The sequence below is a fragment of the Salinicola sp. MIT1003 genome, from assembly GCF_001858555.1.
GTDB lineage: Bacteria > Pseudomonadota > Gammaproteobacteria > Pseudomonadales > Halomonadaceae > Salinicola > Salinicola salarius.
In genome coordinates this window covers 23,925-37,747 of sequence record NZ_MCAP01000007.1, presented here as the reverse complement: position 1 = coordinate 37,747, position 13,823 = coordinate 23,925, and the positions used below count along the sequence as shown (strand labels likewise).

Genomic DNA, 13,823 nt, shown 5'->3' with positions numbered 1-13,823 from the left:
GGGCAGGCTTCATACCTGCCCGTAGCGTCCGGCTTCGTCGCCCAGCCAGCGCCGGATCAGCGGCGTCACGGCATCGGGGGCTTCCTCGAGCAGCGCCTGGGCCAGGGCGGTGACGGTATCGAGCAAATCCCGATCGCGCTCCAGATCGGCGATCTTCATCTGCGCCAGTCCGGTCTGGCGGGTGCCGAGCACTTCGCCGGGGCCACGCAGTTCGAGATCCTTTTCTGCCACCTTGAAGCCGTCGGTGGTGTCGCGCAGGATACCGAGCCGCTGGCGGGAGTGGTTCGACAGCGGCGGGTGGTAGAGCAGCACGCAGTAGCTGTCGACGCTGCCGCGACCGACCCGGCCGCGTAGCTGATGCAACTGGGAGAGCCCCAGCCGCTCCGGGTTTTCAATGATCATCAGGCTGGCGTTGGGCACGTCGACGCCGACCTCGATCACCGTGGTCGCCACCAGCAGATCCAGCTCGCCGCGCTTGAAAGCATCCATCACGTCGGCCTTTTCCTGCACCTTCATGCGGCCGTGAACCAGCCCCACGTTCAGCTCCGGCAGTGCTTCCACCAGCGTATCGCGGGTCACCTCGGCTGCCTGGCAGGTCAGCGCTTCCGACTCTTCGATCAGCGTGCAGACCCAGTAGGCCTGGCGGCCGTCGGCGCAGGCGTTGCGGATGCGCTGGATCACTTCCGGGCGACGCTCGTCGGGTACCGCCACGGTCTGTACCGGCGTGCGTCCCGGCGGCAGCTCGTCGATCACCGACAGATCCAGATCGGCGTAGGCGCTCATCGCCAGCGTCCGCGGGATCGGGGTGGCGGTCATGATCAGCTGATGCGGGGTCAGACCGCCGGATTCGCCCTTCTGGCGCAGCGCGAGGCGCTGGTGAACGCCGAAGCGATGCTGCTCGTCGATCACCGCCAGCCCCAGGCGATGAAAGGCCACGTCATCCTGGAACAGCGCGTGGGTGCCGACCGCGACCTGCACGCGGCCGTCGGCGATGGCGGCCTTGGTGTCCAGCCGGGCCTTGCCCTTGAGCTTGCCGGCCAGCCAGCCGACTTCGATCCCCAGCGGTTCGAGCCAGGCACGGAACTGGCGGAAGTGCTGCTCGGCGAGAATCTCGGTGGGGGCCATCACCGCCGCCTGGCAGCCGCCGGCGATGGCGTTCAGCACCGCCATGGCGGCGACCACGGTCTTGCCCGAGCCGACATCGCCCTGCACCAGCCGCAGCATCGGCACTTCCCGCTCCAGGTCCCGCCCGATTTCTTCCAGCACCCGGCGCTGCGCCTGGGTCAGCGAGAACGGCAGCTGGGTCAGAAAGCGTGCCTGCAGGTTGCTGCTCGCCGCGAGCCGGGGCGCGCCATCGGTCTGAATGCGCAGGCGGACCTGGCGCAAACTCAACTGGTGAGCCAGCAGCTCTTCCAGCGCCAGCCGTCGCTGTGCCGGGTGGCGGCCATCGGCCAGGCGTTCCTGCGGGGCGTCCGGCGGCGGCTCGTGCAGATAGCGCAGCGATTCGATCAGCCCCGGCAGCCGAAAACGGCCGCGCAGCGGTTCGGGAATCCACTCCGGCAGGCTCTCGGGCGCCTGTTCGAGCCGCTTCAGCGCCTGCTGGATCAGAGCACGCAGGCGTGGCTGCGCCAGCCCTTCGGTGGCGGGATAGATCGGGGTCAGGTGTTCGTCCACCGGCGTCGCCTCGCTCTGGACCAGACGATATTCCGGGTGATAGATCTCGAGCCCGGTGCTGCCGGCGCGGGCCTCGCCGAAGCAGCGCACCTGGGCGCCCTTGACGAACTGCTGCTGCTGGGCCGGCGAGAAGTGGAAGAAGCGCAGGCTGAGAATGCCGGAGCCGTCCTTGAGCCGGACCAGCAGGCTTCGCCGACGGCCGCGGACGACCTCTGCCGCGCTGACTTCGCCCTCGACCACGGCCTCGGTGCCGGCACGCAAGGTGCCGATGGGCGTGATCCGTGTCCGATCCTGATAGCGCAGCGGCAGATGAAACAGCAGGTCGACGACCTGTTCGATGCGCAGCCGGGCCAGCTTGCCGGCCAGCGCCTCGCCGACGCCGGAGAGGTCGGTTACCGGCACATCAAGGCTCATGCGGCCTCGACGTCGCTACTCTGGATTTTATCGATCGCCTGAATCAGCGCATCGATCGCCTTGGGCCGCGGGAAACTGGCGCGCCATGCCAGCGCGACGCTGCGCGTGGGCGCGCTGCCCTTGAAGGGCCGACTCTCCAGCAGGCCACCTTCATAGTGGTTGGTGCCGATCGCCAGTCTGGGCAGGACCGTGATGCCCAGCCCCGACGCGACCATGTGGCGGATGGTTTCCAGCGAGCCGCCCTCGGCGATCAATGTGTTGGCGGGATTGTTGAGCTGCGCGCTGATCGCCGGGCAGGCTTCCAGGATCTGATCGCGGAAGCAGTGACCCTCGCCGAGCAGCAACAGCCGTTCGGTGAGCAGGTCCTCCTTGGCGATCGCCGCCTTCTCCGTCCACGGATGGCCGGCCGGCAGCAGCACCTCGAACGGCTCTTCGTAGAGCGTCTTGGTGACCACGTCGGACTCGTTGAACGGCAGCGCCACGAAGATCGCATCGAGTTCGCCGCCACGCAGCTTGCGCCGCAGCTCGCCGGTGAAGCTCTCCTCGATATAGAGCGGCATCTGCGGCGCGATGCGTGACAGCGCCGGAACCAGATGCGGAAACAGATAGGGGCCGATGGTATAGATCGCGCCGATCCGCAGCGGGCTGATCAACTGGTCCTTGCCTTCGGTGGCCATCTCCCGGATCAGCGTGGCCTGCTCCAGCACGCGATGCGCCTGCTCGACGATCCGCTCGCCCAGCGGGGTCACCTGAACGGTGGATTTGGAGCGTTCGAACAGGGCGATGCCGAGTTCGTCCTCGAGTTTCTTGACGGCCACCGACAGCGTCGGCTGGGAAACGAAGCAGCGTTCGGCGGCGCGGCCGAAGTGGCGCTCCTGGGCCAAGGTTACGATGTAGCGGAGTTCTGTTAGAGTCATTGGCTGGGACCGGAAGGCTCCCTGTCGCACGAAGTCAGTGTGTGGTTCTCGAGGTCATTCGCGTCCTCAGGGACGAATCATCAAGGACGTTTTACCAAGAGGCTAGGGAAAGGTGAAGAAAACTACGCTAATTCTCGGCTGTGGCGATATCGGCACCCAGCTCGGGAAGCAGTTGATCGATGCCGGTCATCGCGTGATCGGCGCACGCCGCAACGTCGTCGCGCTCGCCGGCACCGGGATCGAAGCGGTGGCGCTGGACGTGACCGACGAAGCCGCGCTGGCGGCACTGCCGGATGCCGATATCATCGTCTACGCGGTGACGGCGGACCGGTTCGAGGAGTCGGCCTACGAGGCGGCATATCCGACTGGCCTGAAGGCGGTTCTGCAGGCGTTCGGCGCCCGCGAGAAGCCGCCCGAGCGGGTCCTTTTCGTCTCCTCGACCAGCGTCTATGCCCAGCAGGGCGGCGAAGAGGTGGACGAGACCTCGGTGACCGAACCCCACGGTTTCTCGGGGGTACTGATGCGCGAGGCCGAGCAGGCGCTGCTCGCACACGATCTGCCCGGCACGGCCATCCGCTTCTCGGGAATCTACGGCCCGGGTCGCGACCGGCTGATCCGCCAGGTGAGCGAAGGCCGTATCGCCGCCTCCAACCCGCCAATGTACTCCAATCGCATTCATCGCGACGACTGCGCGGGCGTGATCGCCCACCTGATCCAGCTGGCGCTGGAAGGCAAGCCGCTGGAGCCGGTCTATCTCGCCAGCGATTGCGATTCGGCACCGCTGCACGAAGTGATGGCCTGGATCGCCGGGCGACTCAAGGTCGAGACGCCGGACGTCATCCAGTCACCGCTGCGTCGCCGTTCCAGCAAGCGCTGCAACAACCGGCTGCTGCTCGATTCCGGCTACACGTTCCGCTATCCCACCTTCCGAGAAGGTTACGAGGACGTGCTCAGACAGGGCGGTTTCCTGCCCGCCACGGAAAGCGCCTGACGCCCGGCCGGCGGCCGACATCGTCTTGTGCTGGATGTGACGATTCGACGACGAATTCGTGTCGGCGAGATGACGGCCGCCGCCAACTTATTGATATTCTCCATAAAGCGCCAGCGGGCGCTTTTTTCGTGGCGCTTTTTGCCCCCGCCTTTGTCACCGTTTCTTAATTGTCTAGATAAATAACCGTCATACGACGTCGCCAGACTGTGTCCAGCCTTTCAGGTTCCAAACACTTTCCGGGACGAATCGTATGACCGCCATCATTAGCGTCGAACGGCTCGACAAATCCTTCGGCAACCACGCCGCGCTGCGCGAGGTGGGTTTCGAGATCGCCAGCGGCGAAATGGTCACCCTGATCGGGCCGTCGGGCTCCGGCAAGTCGACCCTGCTGCGCCATCTCATCGGCCTGACCCGTGCCGACCGCCAGTCGCACGGTCATGTCAGAGTGCTGGATCGCGACGTGCAGCGCCAGGGGCGACTGGTCGGCGCGAGTCGCGAACAGCGCCGTCGTGCCGGCTACATCTTCCAGCAGTTCAATCTCGTCGGCCGCCTGAGCGTGCTGACCAACGTGCTGATCGGCCACCTCGGGGCGATGCCGCGATGGCGGGCGCTGACGGGCCGCTTCACCCAGCACGAACGGGACCTGGCGCTGCGCGCACTCGAGCGGGTCGGCATCGTCGGTCTCGCCCATCAGCGCGCCAATACCCTTTCCGGCGGCCAGATGCAGCGCGTCGCCATTGCCCGGGCGCTGGTCCAGGAGGCCGAAGTGATCTTCGCCGACGAGCCGATCGCCTCCCTCGATCCGCGCAGCGCCCGCGAAGTGATGGAGATCCTCCAGCGCATCAATCGCGAGGACGGCCGCACCATCGTCGTCACCCTGCATCAGGTCGACGTCGCGCGCCGCTACTGCCGCCGCGCCATCGCCCTCAAACAGGGGCGGCTCTACTACGACGGGCCGATCGAAGGCCTCACCGACAGCCGCCTGCAGGCGCTCTACGAGAACGCCGGTCTCGACGAGCTCGAATCCCGTCAGCCCGATCATCGGATGGCGGCGCCACTGCATGCGGTGGGCTGAGCCGAGCGAGCTCTGCAGGAAAACCGACATACCCACGACCGATCCCTGACCATCGATCACCAACCCCGACGCTTCGAGGAAACGACATGATCTCATCCCGTCTACGCCGTGCGGCCCTGCCGCTGATCGCCGGACTCGGCCTGTTCGGCACCACGCTGGCCGTCAGTTCGGCCCAGGCCGCCGACGAGCCGCTGCGCTTCGGCATCATCTCCACCGAATCGAGTTCCAACCAGTCGACCCAGTGGCAGCCGTTTCTGGATGACATGTCCGAGGCGTTGGGCGTCGAGGTCCAGCCGTTCTTCGCCACCGACTACGCCGCGGTGATCCAGGCGATGCGCTTCGACAAGGTCGATCTCGCCTGGTACGGCAACAAGTCGGCAATGGAAGCAGTCGATCGCGCCGGTGGCGAGATCTTCGCCCAGACCGTCGCCGCCAATGGCGCGCCGGGCTACTGGAGCCTGATGATCGTCAACAAGGAGAGCCCCTACGACTCAGTCGACGAAGTGCTGGATCACGCCGGCGAGCTGACCTTCGGCAACGGCGATCCCAACTCTACCTCGGGATATCTGGTACCGGGCTACTACGTCTTCGCCAAGAACCACGTCGATCCCGCCACCGCGTTCAAGCGCACGCTCAATTCCAATCACGAGACCAATGCGCTGACCGTGGCCAACGGCCAGGTCGATGTCGCGACGTTCAACACCGAAAGCATGGAGCGCCTGGAGATCACTCATCCCGACAAGGCCGACCAGCTCAAGGTGATCTGGAAGTCGCCGCTGATCCCCTCCGATCCGCTGGTCTGGCGTACCGATCTACCGCAGGAAACCAAGGACGAGCTGCGCCAGTTCTTCCTGAGCTACGGCGATACCGACAAGCAGAAGCAGATTCTCGAACCGCTGCAGTGGTCCGGTTTTGCCGCTTCCGACAACGACCAACTGCTGCCGATCCGTCAGCTCGCCCTGTTCAAGCAGCGCGCCCAGCTCGCCGCCGACGATTCGATCGATGCCGAGGAGAAGCAGCAGCAACTCGCGGATATCGACGCTCGCCTCGAATCGCTGAACCAGCGCATGGACGCCCGCGAAGCCGCGCAGGCCGAGCAGGCCGACAACACCACGGCAATGGCCAACTGAGGTTCCGCTCCCGGCCGGCGGCAGATCGACTCTTCGACCTGCCGCCGACGATCGAGCTCCGATCCTCATCGATCTCTTCGTCAGGACAACGCACATGCAAAGCGCCTCTTCCCTCGACATGCAAGCCCGCGCCGGCAAGCGCAGCTGGACCACGCTGCTAGGCTGGGCGGTTGCCGCAGGCGTGCTCGGCTGGGCCTGGCAGGGCGCCGAAATGGCCCCGGGCCTGCTGGTCAGCAACGCCGGCAACATGGCCACGCTCGCCGCCGACTTCGTGCCGCCGACCTTCGGCAGTCTCGATCACTACATCGACCAGATGCTGGTGACCATCCAGATCGCGATCTGGGGCACGCTGCTGGCGGTGCTGTTCGCCATCCCGTTCGGCCTGCTCTCCTCGGACAACCTAGCGCCGTGGTGGATCAACCAGCCGGTACGACGCCTGATGGATGCGTGCCGCGCGATCAACGAACTGGTGTTCGCGATGCTGTTCGTGGTCGCCGTCGGCCTGGGGCCGTTCGCCGGCACCATGGCGCTGTTCGTCCACACCACCGGCGTGCTCGCCAAGCTGTTCTCGGAAGCGGTGGAAGCCACCGATGCCGGGCCGATGGAAGGCGTTCGCGTCACCGGCGCCGGGCGACTGGAAGAGATTATCTTCGGCCTGATCCCCCAGGTTCTGCCGCTGTGGATTTCGGTCAGCCTGTACCGCTTCGAGTCCAACATTCGCTCCGCCACGGTGCTCGGCATGGTCGGCGGCGGCGGAATCGGCGTCTCGCTGTGGGAGACCATGCGCGGATTCCAGTACACCGAGACCGCCACGATCATGCTGGTGATCATCGTTGCCGTCACTTTGCTCGATATGGCGTCGCAGCGTGTTCGCAAACGCTTCATCTGATGCCGGGGCTTCCCCCGGTTTTTTGGGTCCGATGATGTCTAGACAAATTTTGACGATGCCGCGCTACCGCGAACTGGCCGAAGTGCTGGTGCGCGAAGTGCGCGCCGACTACGCCCCCGGCGATCTGCTGCCGACCGAGGCCCAGTTGGCCAAGCGCTTCGCGGTCAATCGCCACACGGTACGCCGGGCGCTGGACGAGCTGGTCGCCGCCGGCCTGGTGACGCGCCACCAGGGACGCGGCACCCAGGTGGTCGATCGTCGCCTCGACTACGCCGTCAGCGCCGGCAGCAAGGTGACCCAGAATCTGGCCGGCCTCGGTCTGCCTTCGAATACCTGCTGTCTCGAACAGGGGCTCGAGACGCCCCCCGAGGCGATCGCGCTGCGTTTCGGCCGCCCCGCCGACGAGCCGCTGCTGCGGGTCGATACCGTGCGCTACGTCGACGATGCCCCGCTGATGCGGCTGCGCCACTGGTTCGATCCCGAGCGCGTGCCGGGCTGGCTGGAGCGCTATCGCGGCGGTTCCACCCGCGCCCTGCTGGGTCAGCACTATGGCCTGCGGCTTCACCGGCGCCGGGTGCGCATCGATGCCGCAACCGCCACCCGCGACGACGCCCGCTGGCTGCAGTGTCCGCTCAACGCACCGCTGCTGCTGATGACCAGCGAAAACACCGATGCCGACGGCGCGCTGGTGGAAATCTCGATGGGCCGGGCGCGTGCCGACCGGCTCTCCTATCACGTTGATTTCGACATCGACCCCATGGATTTCGACACCGACGAGGTTGCGTCATGAACGACACATCACGAGGCGCGCGTCAGCGGCTGCTGGCGCTCTCTACCCGCGAGCGAATCGAGGCGTGCTGGACGGCGCTCGATGCAGTGCCCGCACACCGCTGCGTACGCGGCCCGGAAGCCGGCATGGCGATGCTCAAGGGCCGCACCGGCGGTACCGGCAACGCCTTCCATCTCGGCGAGATGACCCTGACCCGCGCCAGCGTCGCCCTCGACGACGGCACCCTCGGCCACGGCTGGGTACGGGGCCGTGACCACCGCCACGCCGAGCTGATCGCACTGGCCGATGCCGTCGCCCAGCACACCGAATGGCAGCAGAAGCTCGAGACGCACGTGCTCGCGCCGTTGGCCGAGGAACTGGCCGAGCGTCAGCGCCGCGATGCCGCCACCGCCGCCGCCACCCGCGTCGACTTCTTCACCCTCGTACGTGGTGAATAGGTACGTGGTGAATAGGTACGTGGCGAGTGAGCACGGGCGAATGACGATGGAGAAAGTGACGATGGACAAAGCAATGACGGTAAAGACGGAAACGACGAGGGATCTCGTCTGGCCTGGGCTGGCCGACCCCGCCCACGACAGTCAGCGTCTGTTTCGCCAGATTCTCGGCGCGCTTTCCGAGCCGGGCACGCTGACCACGCTGGCACTGCCGGCACCGCCCCAGGTGGCGCCGAGTGACGCGCTGGGCGCCGCACTGTGGGGCGTGGTGCTGACGCTTTGCGACCTCGAGACACGCGTCTGGATCGCCGCCGACCTCGACTCGCCGGCCCTGCGCGAGGCGCTGACCTTCCACACCGGCGCGCGAATCACCGATGACCCGGCGAGTGCCGATTTCGCGCTGCTGACCCACGAGTCCTTCGATCCGCAGACACCTTTCGCGGTGGGCAGCGACACCTATCCCGATCGCGGTACCACGCTGCTGGTCGCCGTCGAGCGGCTGGAAAACGATTCGAACGGTGCCGACGACGCAGACCACGGCTGGCGGCTCAGCGGCCCCGGCATCGCCGAGTCGCGGGTGCTCGATATCGGTGACGGCGCCGGCTGCCGGGCACTGATGACTCGCCTGGCCGGCAACCGTGCCAGCTTTCCGCAGGGGCTGGACGCCATCTTCGGCTGCGGCGCGCAGCTGGCGGCGATTCCCCGCAGCACCCGAATTGCGAGTGTCGAGGCTCGCGCCGATTCTCAGGAGACGAACTGATGTACGTAGCCGTCAAGGGAGGCGAGCAGGCGATTGCCAACGCCCATCGCTGGCTGGCCGACCGCCGCCGCGGCGATCGCGATCGCCCGGAACTGGAGGTCGCCCAGGTCGGTGACCAGCTGCGGCTGGCCGTCGACCGGGTGATGAGCGAAGCCTCGCTCTACGATCCCGAACTCGCCGCGCTCGCATTCAAGCAGGCCAGCGGCGATCTCACCGAAGCCGTGTTCCTGCTGCGCGCCTATCGCACCACGCTGCCGCGACTGGCGGTCAGCGAGCCGCTCGACACCGCCAGCATGCGCATCGAGCGCCGCATCAGCGCCACCTACAAGGACATCCCCGGCGGCCAGATTCTGGGGCCGACCTACGACTACACCCACCGCCTGCTCGACTTCCTGCAGTTGGCCGGGGCCGAGGTGCCGGCCGCCGAGATTCGCGAAGAGGTTACCGAAGCCGAGGCGTGCCCGCAGATTCTGGAGCTGCTCAACGACGAAGGCCTGGTGGAGCAGGAGATCGACGACGGCAGTGAGCCTGCGGACATCACCCGCGATCCGCCCGATTACCCGATGGACCGTGCCGCCCGGCTGCAGATGCTGGCCCGCGGCGACGAGGGCTACCTGCTGGCGCTGGGGTACTCCACCCAGCGCGGCTACGGCCGCAACCACCCGTTTGCCGGCGAGATTCGCCTGGGTCAGGTGGAGGTCGAGATCCACGTCGACGAGTGGGACGAGACGATCTGCGTCGGCGAGATCGCGTTGAGCGAGTGCCAGATGATCAACCAGTTCGGCGGCTCGCGCGAGGCCGCACCGCAGTTCACGCGCGGTTACGGCCTCGCCTTCGGCCACAACGAGCGCAAGACCATGGCGATGGCGCTGGTCGATCGCGCCCTGCGCGCCGAGGAGCTGGGCGAGCCGATCATCGGCCCCGCCCAGCAGGCGGAGTTCGTGCTGGCCCACGCCGACAGCGTCGACGCCTCCGGCTTCGTCTCGCACCTGAAACTGCCGCACTACGTCGACTTCCAGTCCGAGCTCGATCTGCTGCGCCGTCTGCGACGCGAGCATGCCGCACGCCAGGCTGAACTCGACGGCACCCGCGACACCGCCAGCCCCCAGCAGGAGGAGCGCTAACGTGGACGGTTATAACTTCGCGTATTTGGACGAACAAACCAAAAGGATGATCCGCCGCGCGCTGCTCAAGGGGGTGGCGATTCCCGGCTATCAGGTACCGTTCGGCGGACGCGAGATGCCGATGCCCTACGGCTGGGGCACCGGCGGTGTGCAGCTCACCGCGAGCATTCTCGGTGCCTACGACATTCTCAAGGTGATCGACCAGGGTGCCGACGACACCACCAATGCGGTCAGTATCCGCCACTTCTTCCAGCGCGTGGCCGGCGTCGAGACCACCACCGCCACCACCGCGGCGGACGTCATCCAGACCCGCCACCGGATTCCCGAGACGCCGCTGCGAAGCGGCCAGATCCTGGTGTTCCAGGTGCCGATTCCCGAGCCGCTGCGCTTCATCGAGCCCAGCGAGCAGGAGACGCGGCTGATGCACGCGCTGGAGGAGTACGGCGTGATGCACGTCAAGCTCTACGAGGACATCGCCCGCTACGGCCATATCGCCACCACCTACGCCTACCCGGTCAAGGTGGACGGGCGCTACGTGATGGACCCGTCGCCGATCCCCAAGTTCGACAACCCCAAGCTCGACGGCAACCCGGCGCTGATGCTGTTCGGCGCCGGTCGCGAGAAGCGGCTTTACGCGATCCCGCCCTACACCCGGGTCGAGAGCCTCGACTTCGAGGACCATCCGTTCGAGGTCCAGAGCTGGGAGCACACCTGTGCGCTGTGCGGCAGCGATCACAGCTATCTCGACGAAGTGATCACCGATGACAAGGGCGGGCGGATGTTCGTCTGCTCCGATACCGACTACTGCCAGACGCGACGGGGAGAGGTGGCATGAAGAAGCCGGCACTGGAGCGCCCGGTCCTGCTGGACGTTCAGGACATCACCCGCCTCTACGGTCCCGGCAAGGGCTGCGAGGCGATCGATTTTCAACTGCATGCCGGCGAGGTGCTGGGCATCGTCGGCGAATCCGGCTCCGGCAAGTCGACGCTGTTGCGCGTGCTCGCCGGGATGGAAGCGCCCGATGCGGGACGCGTGGTCTATCGAAGGGCTATTCACGAGTCCGAAGCCGCTCGAGCCGGCGCCGGAGAAGACGTGCTGGATAAGGGAGAGTTGGAGAGGGATGAGGCCGAGCTCGATCTCTACGCCATCGGCGAGGCACGGCGTCGAGCACTGCTGCGTCTCGAATGGGGGCTGGTGCACCAGAACCCCCGCGATGGCCTGCGGATGGGCGTTTCCGCCGGGGCCAATATCGGCGAGCGGCTGATGGCCCAGGGCCAGCGCCACTACGGTCAGTTGCGTGCCACCGGCCAGGAGTGGATGCGCCAGGTCGAGCTCGACCCCGGTCGTATCGACGACGCCCCGCGCACCTTCTCCGGCGGCATGCAGCAGCGCCTGCAGATCGCCCGCACCCTGGTCACCCGGCCGCGTCTTGTGTTCATGGACGAGCCCACCGGCGGGCTCGACGTCTCGGTGCAGGCGCGCCTGCTCGACATGCTGCGCACGCTGGTACGCCAACTGGGCCTTTCGGTGGTGCTGGTCACCCACGACCTCGCCGTGGCGCGCCTGCTCGCTCACCGCCTGATGGTGATGCGCCGCGGCCAGGTGGTCGAGGCCGGCCTTACCGACCAGATCCTCGACGATCCGCAGCACGCGTATACGCAGCTGCTGGTTTCATCCGTGCTGACACCTTGAGGGAGGAATTCCGATGCTTTCCGAGACTAGCGCTTCCCCGAAACGCGCCCGACCTCGCCTCACGGTGGATGGGCTGCACAAACGGTTCCTGCTGCACGGCCAGGGCGGGCTCGAGATCGACGTGATGCGCGATCTCTCGCTGACCCTCGACGCCGGCGAATGCCTGGTGCTTGCCGGTCGCAGCGGTATCGGCAAGAGCACGCTGCTGAAGATGCTTCACGGCGACTATCGCATCGACCGCGGGCACATCCGGCTGCATTTCGAGGATGGCGAACTCGACCTCGAGACGTTGCCGGCCTACGCCTGGCACGGCCTGCGCCGGGACGTGATCGGCTACGTCAGCCAGTTTCTGCGCGTGGTACCGCGGGTCGCCGCCGTCGATGTGGTGATGGAGCCGCTGCTGGCGCGTGGTGCCGACGAAAACGAGGCCCGCCAGCGCGCCGAGACGCTGCTGGCCCGGCTCAACCTGCCCGAGCGACTGTGGCAGCTGCCGCCCGGCACCTTCTCCGGCGGCGAGCAGCAGCGCGTCAACATCGCCCGCGGCTTCATCGGCGAGCATCCGCTGCTGCTGCTCGACGAACCCACCGCGTCGCTGGACGCCACCAATCGCGACGTGGTGATCACCCTGATCGGCGAGGCCAAGGCCCGCGGCGCGGCGATGCTCGGCATTTTCCACGACGAGGACGTGCGCGAGCGCGTCGCCGATCGCCTGCTGCCGCTGGACGATAGTCTCGGCGCCCGCGCTTCCGTTACCCAGAACACTCAGGAGACGCTGTCATGAGCACGCAGGAACAGGTACTGACCAACGCCAGGCTGGTGCTCGACGACGAGGTGATCGACGGCACGCTGGTGATCCGCGACGGCCGGATCGCCGCCATCGACCATGGCGCGAGCCAGACCGGGGGCGCCGTCGATTGCGAAGGCGACACGCTGCTGCCAGGGCTGGTCGAGCTGCACACCGACAACATGGAAAAGTATTTCCAGCCGCGACCCAAGGTCGAATGGCCGGGACGTCAGGCGGCGCTGGCCCACGACGCCCAGATGGCGGCCAGCGGCATCACCACCGTGTTCGATGCGGTCTCGATCGGTGACGTCGACGAGCAGAGCATGCGCCACCGGGCGCTGGACGAGATGTGCCACGCTCTCTCGCAGATCGTTCACGACGGTCTGGCGCGGGTCGATCATCGTCTGCACCTGCGCTGCGAGGTCAGTCACCCGAACACGCTGGTACGGTTCAACGAGCTGTCGTCATCACCATTGCTGGGCTTGGTCTCGCTGATGGATCACGCCCCCGGCCAACGCCAGTTCGCCAGCCTCGAGGCGTATCGCGTCTACTATCAGGGCAAGTACCAGCTCGATGACGCGGCGATGAATGCCTTCATGGCGACCCAGATCGACAACAGCCAGCGCTACAGCGCCGAGCATCGACGCGCCATCGCGGCCAGCTGTCGCGAACGCGGCCTGGCGATCGCCAGCCACGACGACGCCACCGTCGAGCACGTCGTCGAAAGCCATGAATACGGCACCCGGGTCGCGGAGTTCCCCACCACCCGCGAAGCGGCGGAGGCCTCCCACCGCGCTGGCATGGCGGTGATGATGGGCGCACCCAACGTGGTTCGCGGCGGTTCCCATTCCGGCAACATCGCCGCCGCCGAACTCGTCGAGCTGGGCGTGCTGGATATCCTGTCGTCGGACTACTATCCGGCGGCGCTGCTCGATGCCGTATTCCGGGTGGCGGCGATGGAGAACGGCTACGCACTGCCCCGGGCGGTCGCCACCGCGACACGCATACCGGCCGAAGCGGTAGGCCTGACCGATCGTGGGCGCCTGGCGCCGGGGCTGCGTGCCGATCTGCTGCGGGTGCGATTGATCGACGATCATCCGGTGGTGCAGCGGGTTTGGTCTGCGGGTAGGCAGATCCATTGATGGCGTA

At 66.7% G+C, this 13,823-nt stretch carries 14 protein-coding genes; 12 read left to right on the top strand and 2 right to left on the bottom strand.

Annotation, left to right across the window (positions count from 1 at the left end):
• Positions 1 to 9: 9 nt before the first annotated feature.
• Together recG and BC443_RS03540 are read right to left on the bottom strand one after the other, a co-directional pair.
• Positions 10 to 2,088: an ATP-dependent DNA helicase RecG gene (recG, locus tag BC443_RS03545; protein ID WP_071230470.1), complete on the bottom strand. Its 2,079-nt coding sequence runs from the start codon at positions 2,086 to 2,088 to the stop codon at positions 10 to 12.
• Positions 2,085 to 3,005: a hydrogen peroxide-inducible genes activator gene (locus BC443_RS03540; protein WP_071230469.1), complete on the bottom strand. Its 921-nt coding sequence runs from the start codon at positions 3,003 to 3,005 to the stop codon at positions 2,085 to 2,087. Before BC443_RS03540 ends, recG begins: the two co-directional genes overlap by 4 nt.
• A 112-nt stretch (positions 3,006 to 3,117) precedes the next feature.
• Between BC443_RS03540 and BC443_RS03535 the strand changes: the two genes are divergently transcribed.
• The 12 genes from BC443_RS03535 (at position 3,118) to BC443_RS03480 (ending at position 13,816) form a co-directional block, all read left to right on the top strand.
• On the top strand, positions 3,118 to 3,996 hold the full coding sequence (locus tag BC443_RS03535; protein WP_071230468.1) for an NAD(P)H-binding protein: 879 nt from the start codon (positions 3,118 to 3,120) through the stop codon (positions 3,994 to 3,996).
• A 250-nt stretch (positions 3,997 to 4,246) separates the two neighbouring features.
• Entirely contained in the window at positions 4,247 to 5,071 is an 825-nt protein-coding gene (phnC, locus tag BC443_RS03530; RefSeq protein WP_071230467.1) for a phosphonate ABC transporter ATP-binding protein, read from the top strand.
• Positions 5,072 to 5,157: 86 nt separating this feature from the next.
• Positions 5,158 to 6,201 carry a phosphonate ABC transporter substrate-binding protein gene (gene phnD, locus BC443_RS03525; protein ID WP_071230466.1) on the top strand — a complete coding sequence of 348 codons (1,044 nt, stop codon included), beginning with the start codon at positions 5,158 to 5,160 and terminating at the stop codon, positions 6,199 to 6,201.
• A 94-nt stretch (positions 6,202 to 6,295) separates the two neighbouring features.
• Entirely contained in the window at positions 6,296 to 7,090 is a 795-nt protein-coding gene (phnE, locus tag BC443_RS03520; RefSeq protein ID WP_071230465.1) for a phosphonate ABC transporter, permease protein PhnE, read from the top strand.
• A gap of 34 nt (positions 7,091 to 7,124) precedes the next feature.
• A complete protein-coding gene (gene phnF / locus BC443_RS03515) occupies positions 7,125 to 7,880 on the top strand; it encodes a phosphonate metabolism transcriptional regulator PhnF (protein WP_170835841.1) in 756 nt (251 codons plus the stop codon).
• On the top strand, positions 7,877 to 8,317 hold the full coding sequence (phnG, locus tag BC443_RS03510) for a phosphonate C-P lyase system protein PhnG (RefSeq protein ID WP_071230463.1): 441 nt from the start codon (positions 7,877 to 7,879) through the stop codon (positions 8,315 to 8,317). Before phnF ends, phnG begins: the two co-directional genes overlap by 4 nt.
• A 61-nt stretch (positions 8,318 to 8,378) precedes the next feature.
• The gene (gene phnH, locus BC443_RS03505) at positions 8,379 to 9,074 is read left to right on the top strand and encodes a phosphonate C-P lyase system protein PhnH (protein WP_247643207.1); all 696 of its coding nucleotides are present in this window, start codon (positions 8,379 to 8,381) and stop codon (positions 9,072 to 9,074) included.
• Positions 9,074 to 10,198 (top strand): carbon-phosphorus lyase complex subunit PhnI, encoded by a 1,125-nt coding sequence (locus tag BC443_RS03500; protein WP_071230462.1) that lies wholly within the window; start codon positions 9,074 to 9,076, stop codon positions 10,196 to 10,198. Before phnH ends, BC443_RS03500 begins: the two co-directional genes overlap by 1 nt.
• A 1-nt stretch (position 10,199) precedes the next feature.
• Entirely contained in the window at positions 10,200 to 11,033 is an 834-nt protein-coding gene (locus tag BC443_RS03495) for an alpha-D-ribose 1-methylphosphonate 5-phosphate C-P-lyase PhnJ (protein ID WP_071230461.1), read from the top strand.
• Positions 11,030 to 11,890 carry a phosphonate C-P lyase system protein PhnK gene (locus BC443_RS03490; RefSeq protein ID WP_071230460.1) on the top strand — a complete coding sequence of 287 codons (861 nt, stop codon included), beginning with the start codon at positions 11,030 to 11,032 and terminating at the stop codon, positions 11,888 to 11,890. The genes BC443_RS03495 and BC443_RS03490 overlap by 4 nt, the downstream gene beginning before the upstream one ends.
• Positions 11,891 to 11,903: 13 nt before the next feature.
• A complete protein-coding gene (gene phnL / locus BC443_RS03485; protein ID WP_071230459.1) occupies positions 11,904 to 12,671 on the top strand; it encodes a phosphonate C-P lyase system protein PhnL in 768 nt (255 codons plus the stop codon).
• The gene (locus BC443_RS03480; protein ID WP_071230458.1) at positions 12,668 to 13,816 is read left to right on the top strand and encodes an alpha-D-ribose 1-methylphosphonate 5-triphosphate diphosphatase; all 1,149 of its coding nucleotides are present in this window, start codon (positions 12,668 to 12,670) and stop codon (positions 13,814 to 13,816) included. Before phnL ends, BC443_RS03480 begins: the two co-directional genes overlap by 4 nt.
• Positions 13,817 to 13,823: the final 7 nt, after the last annotated feature.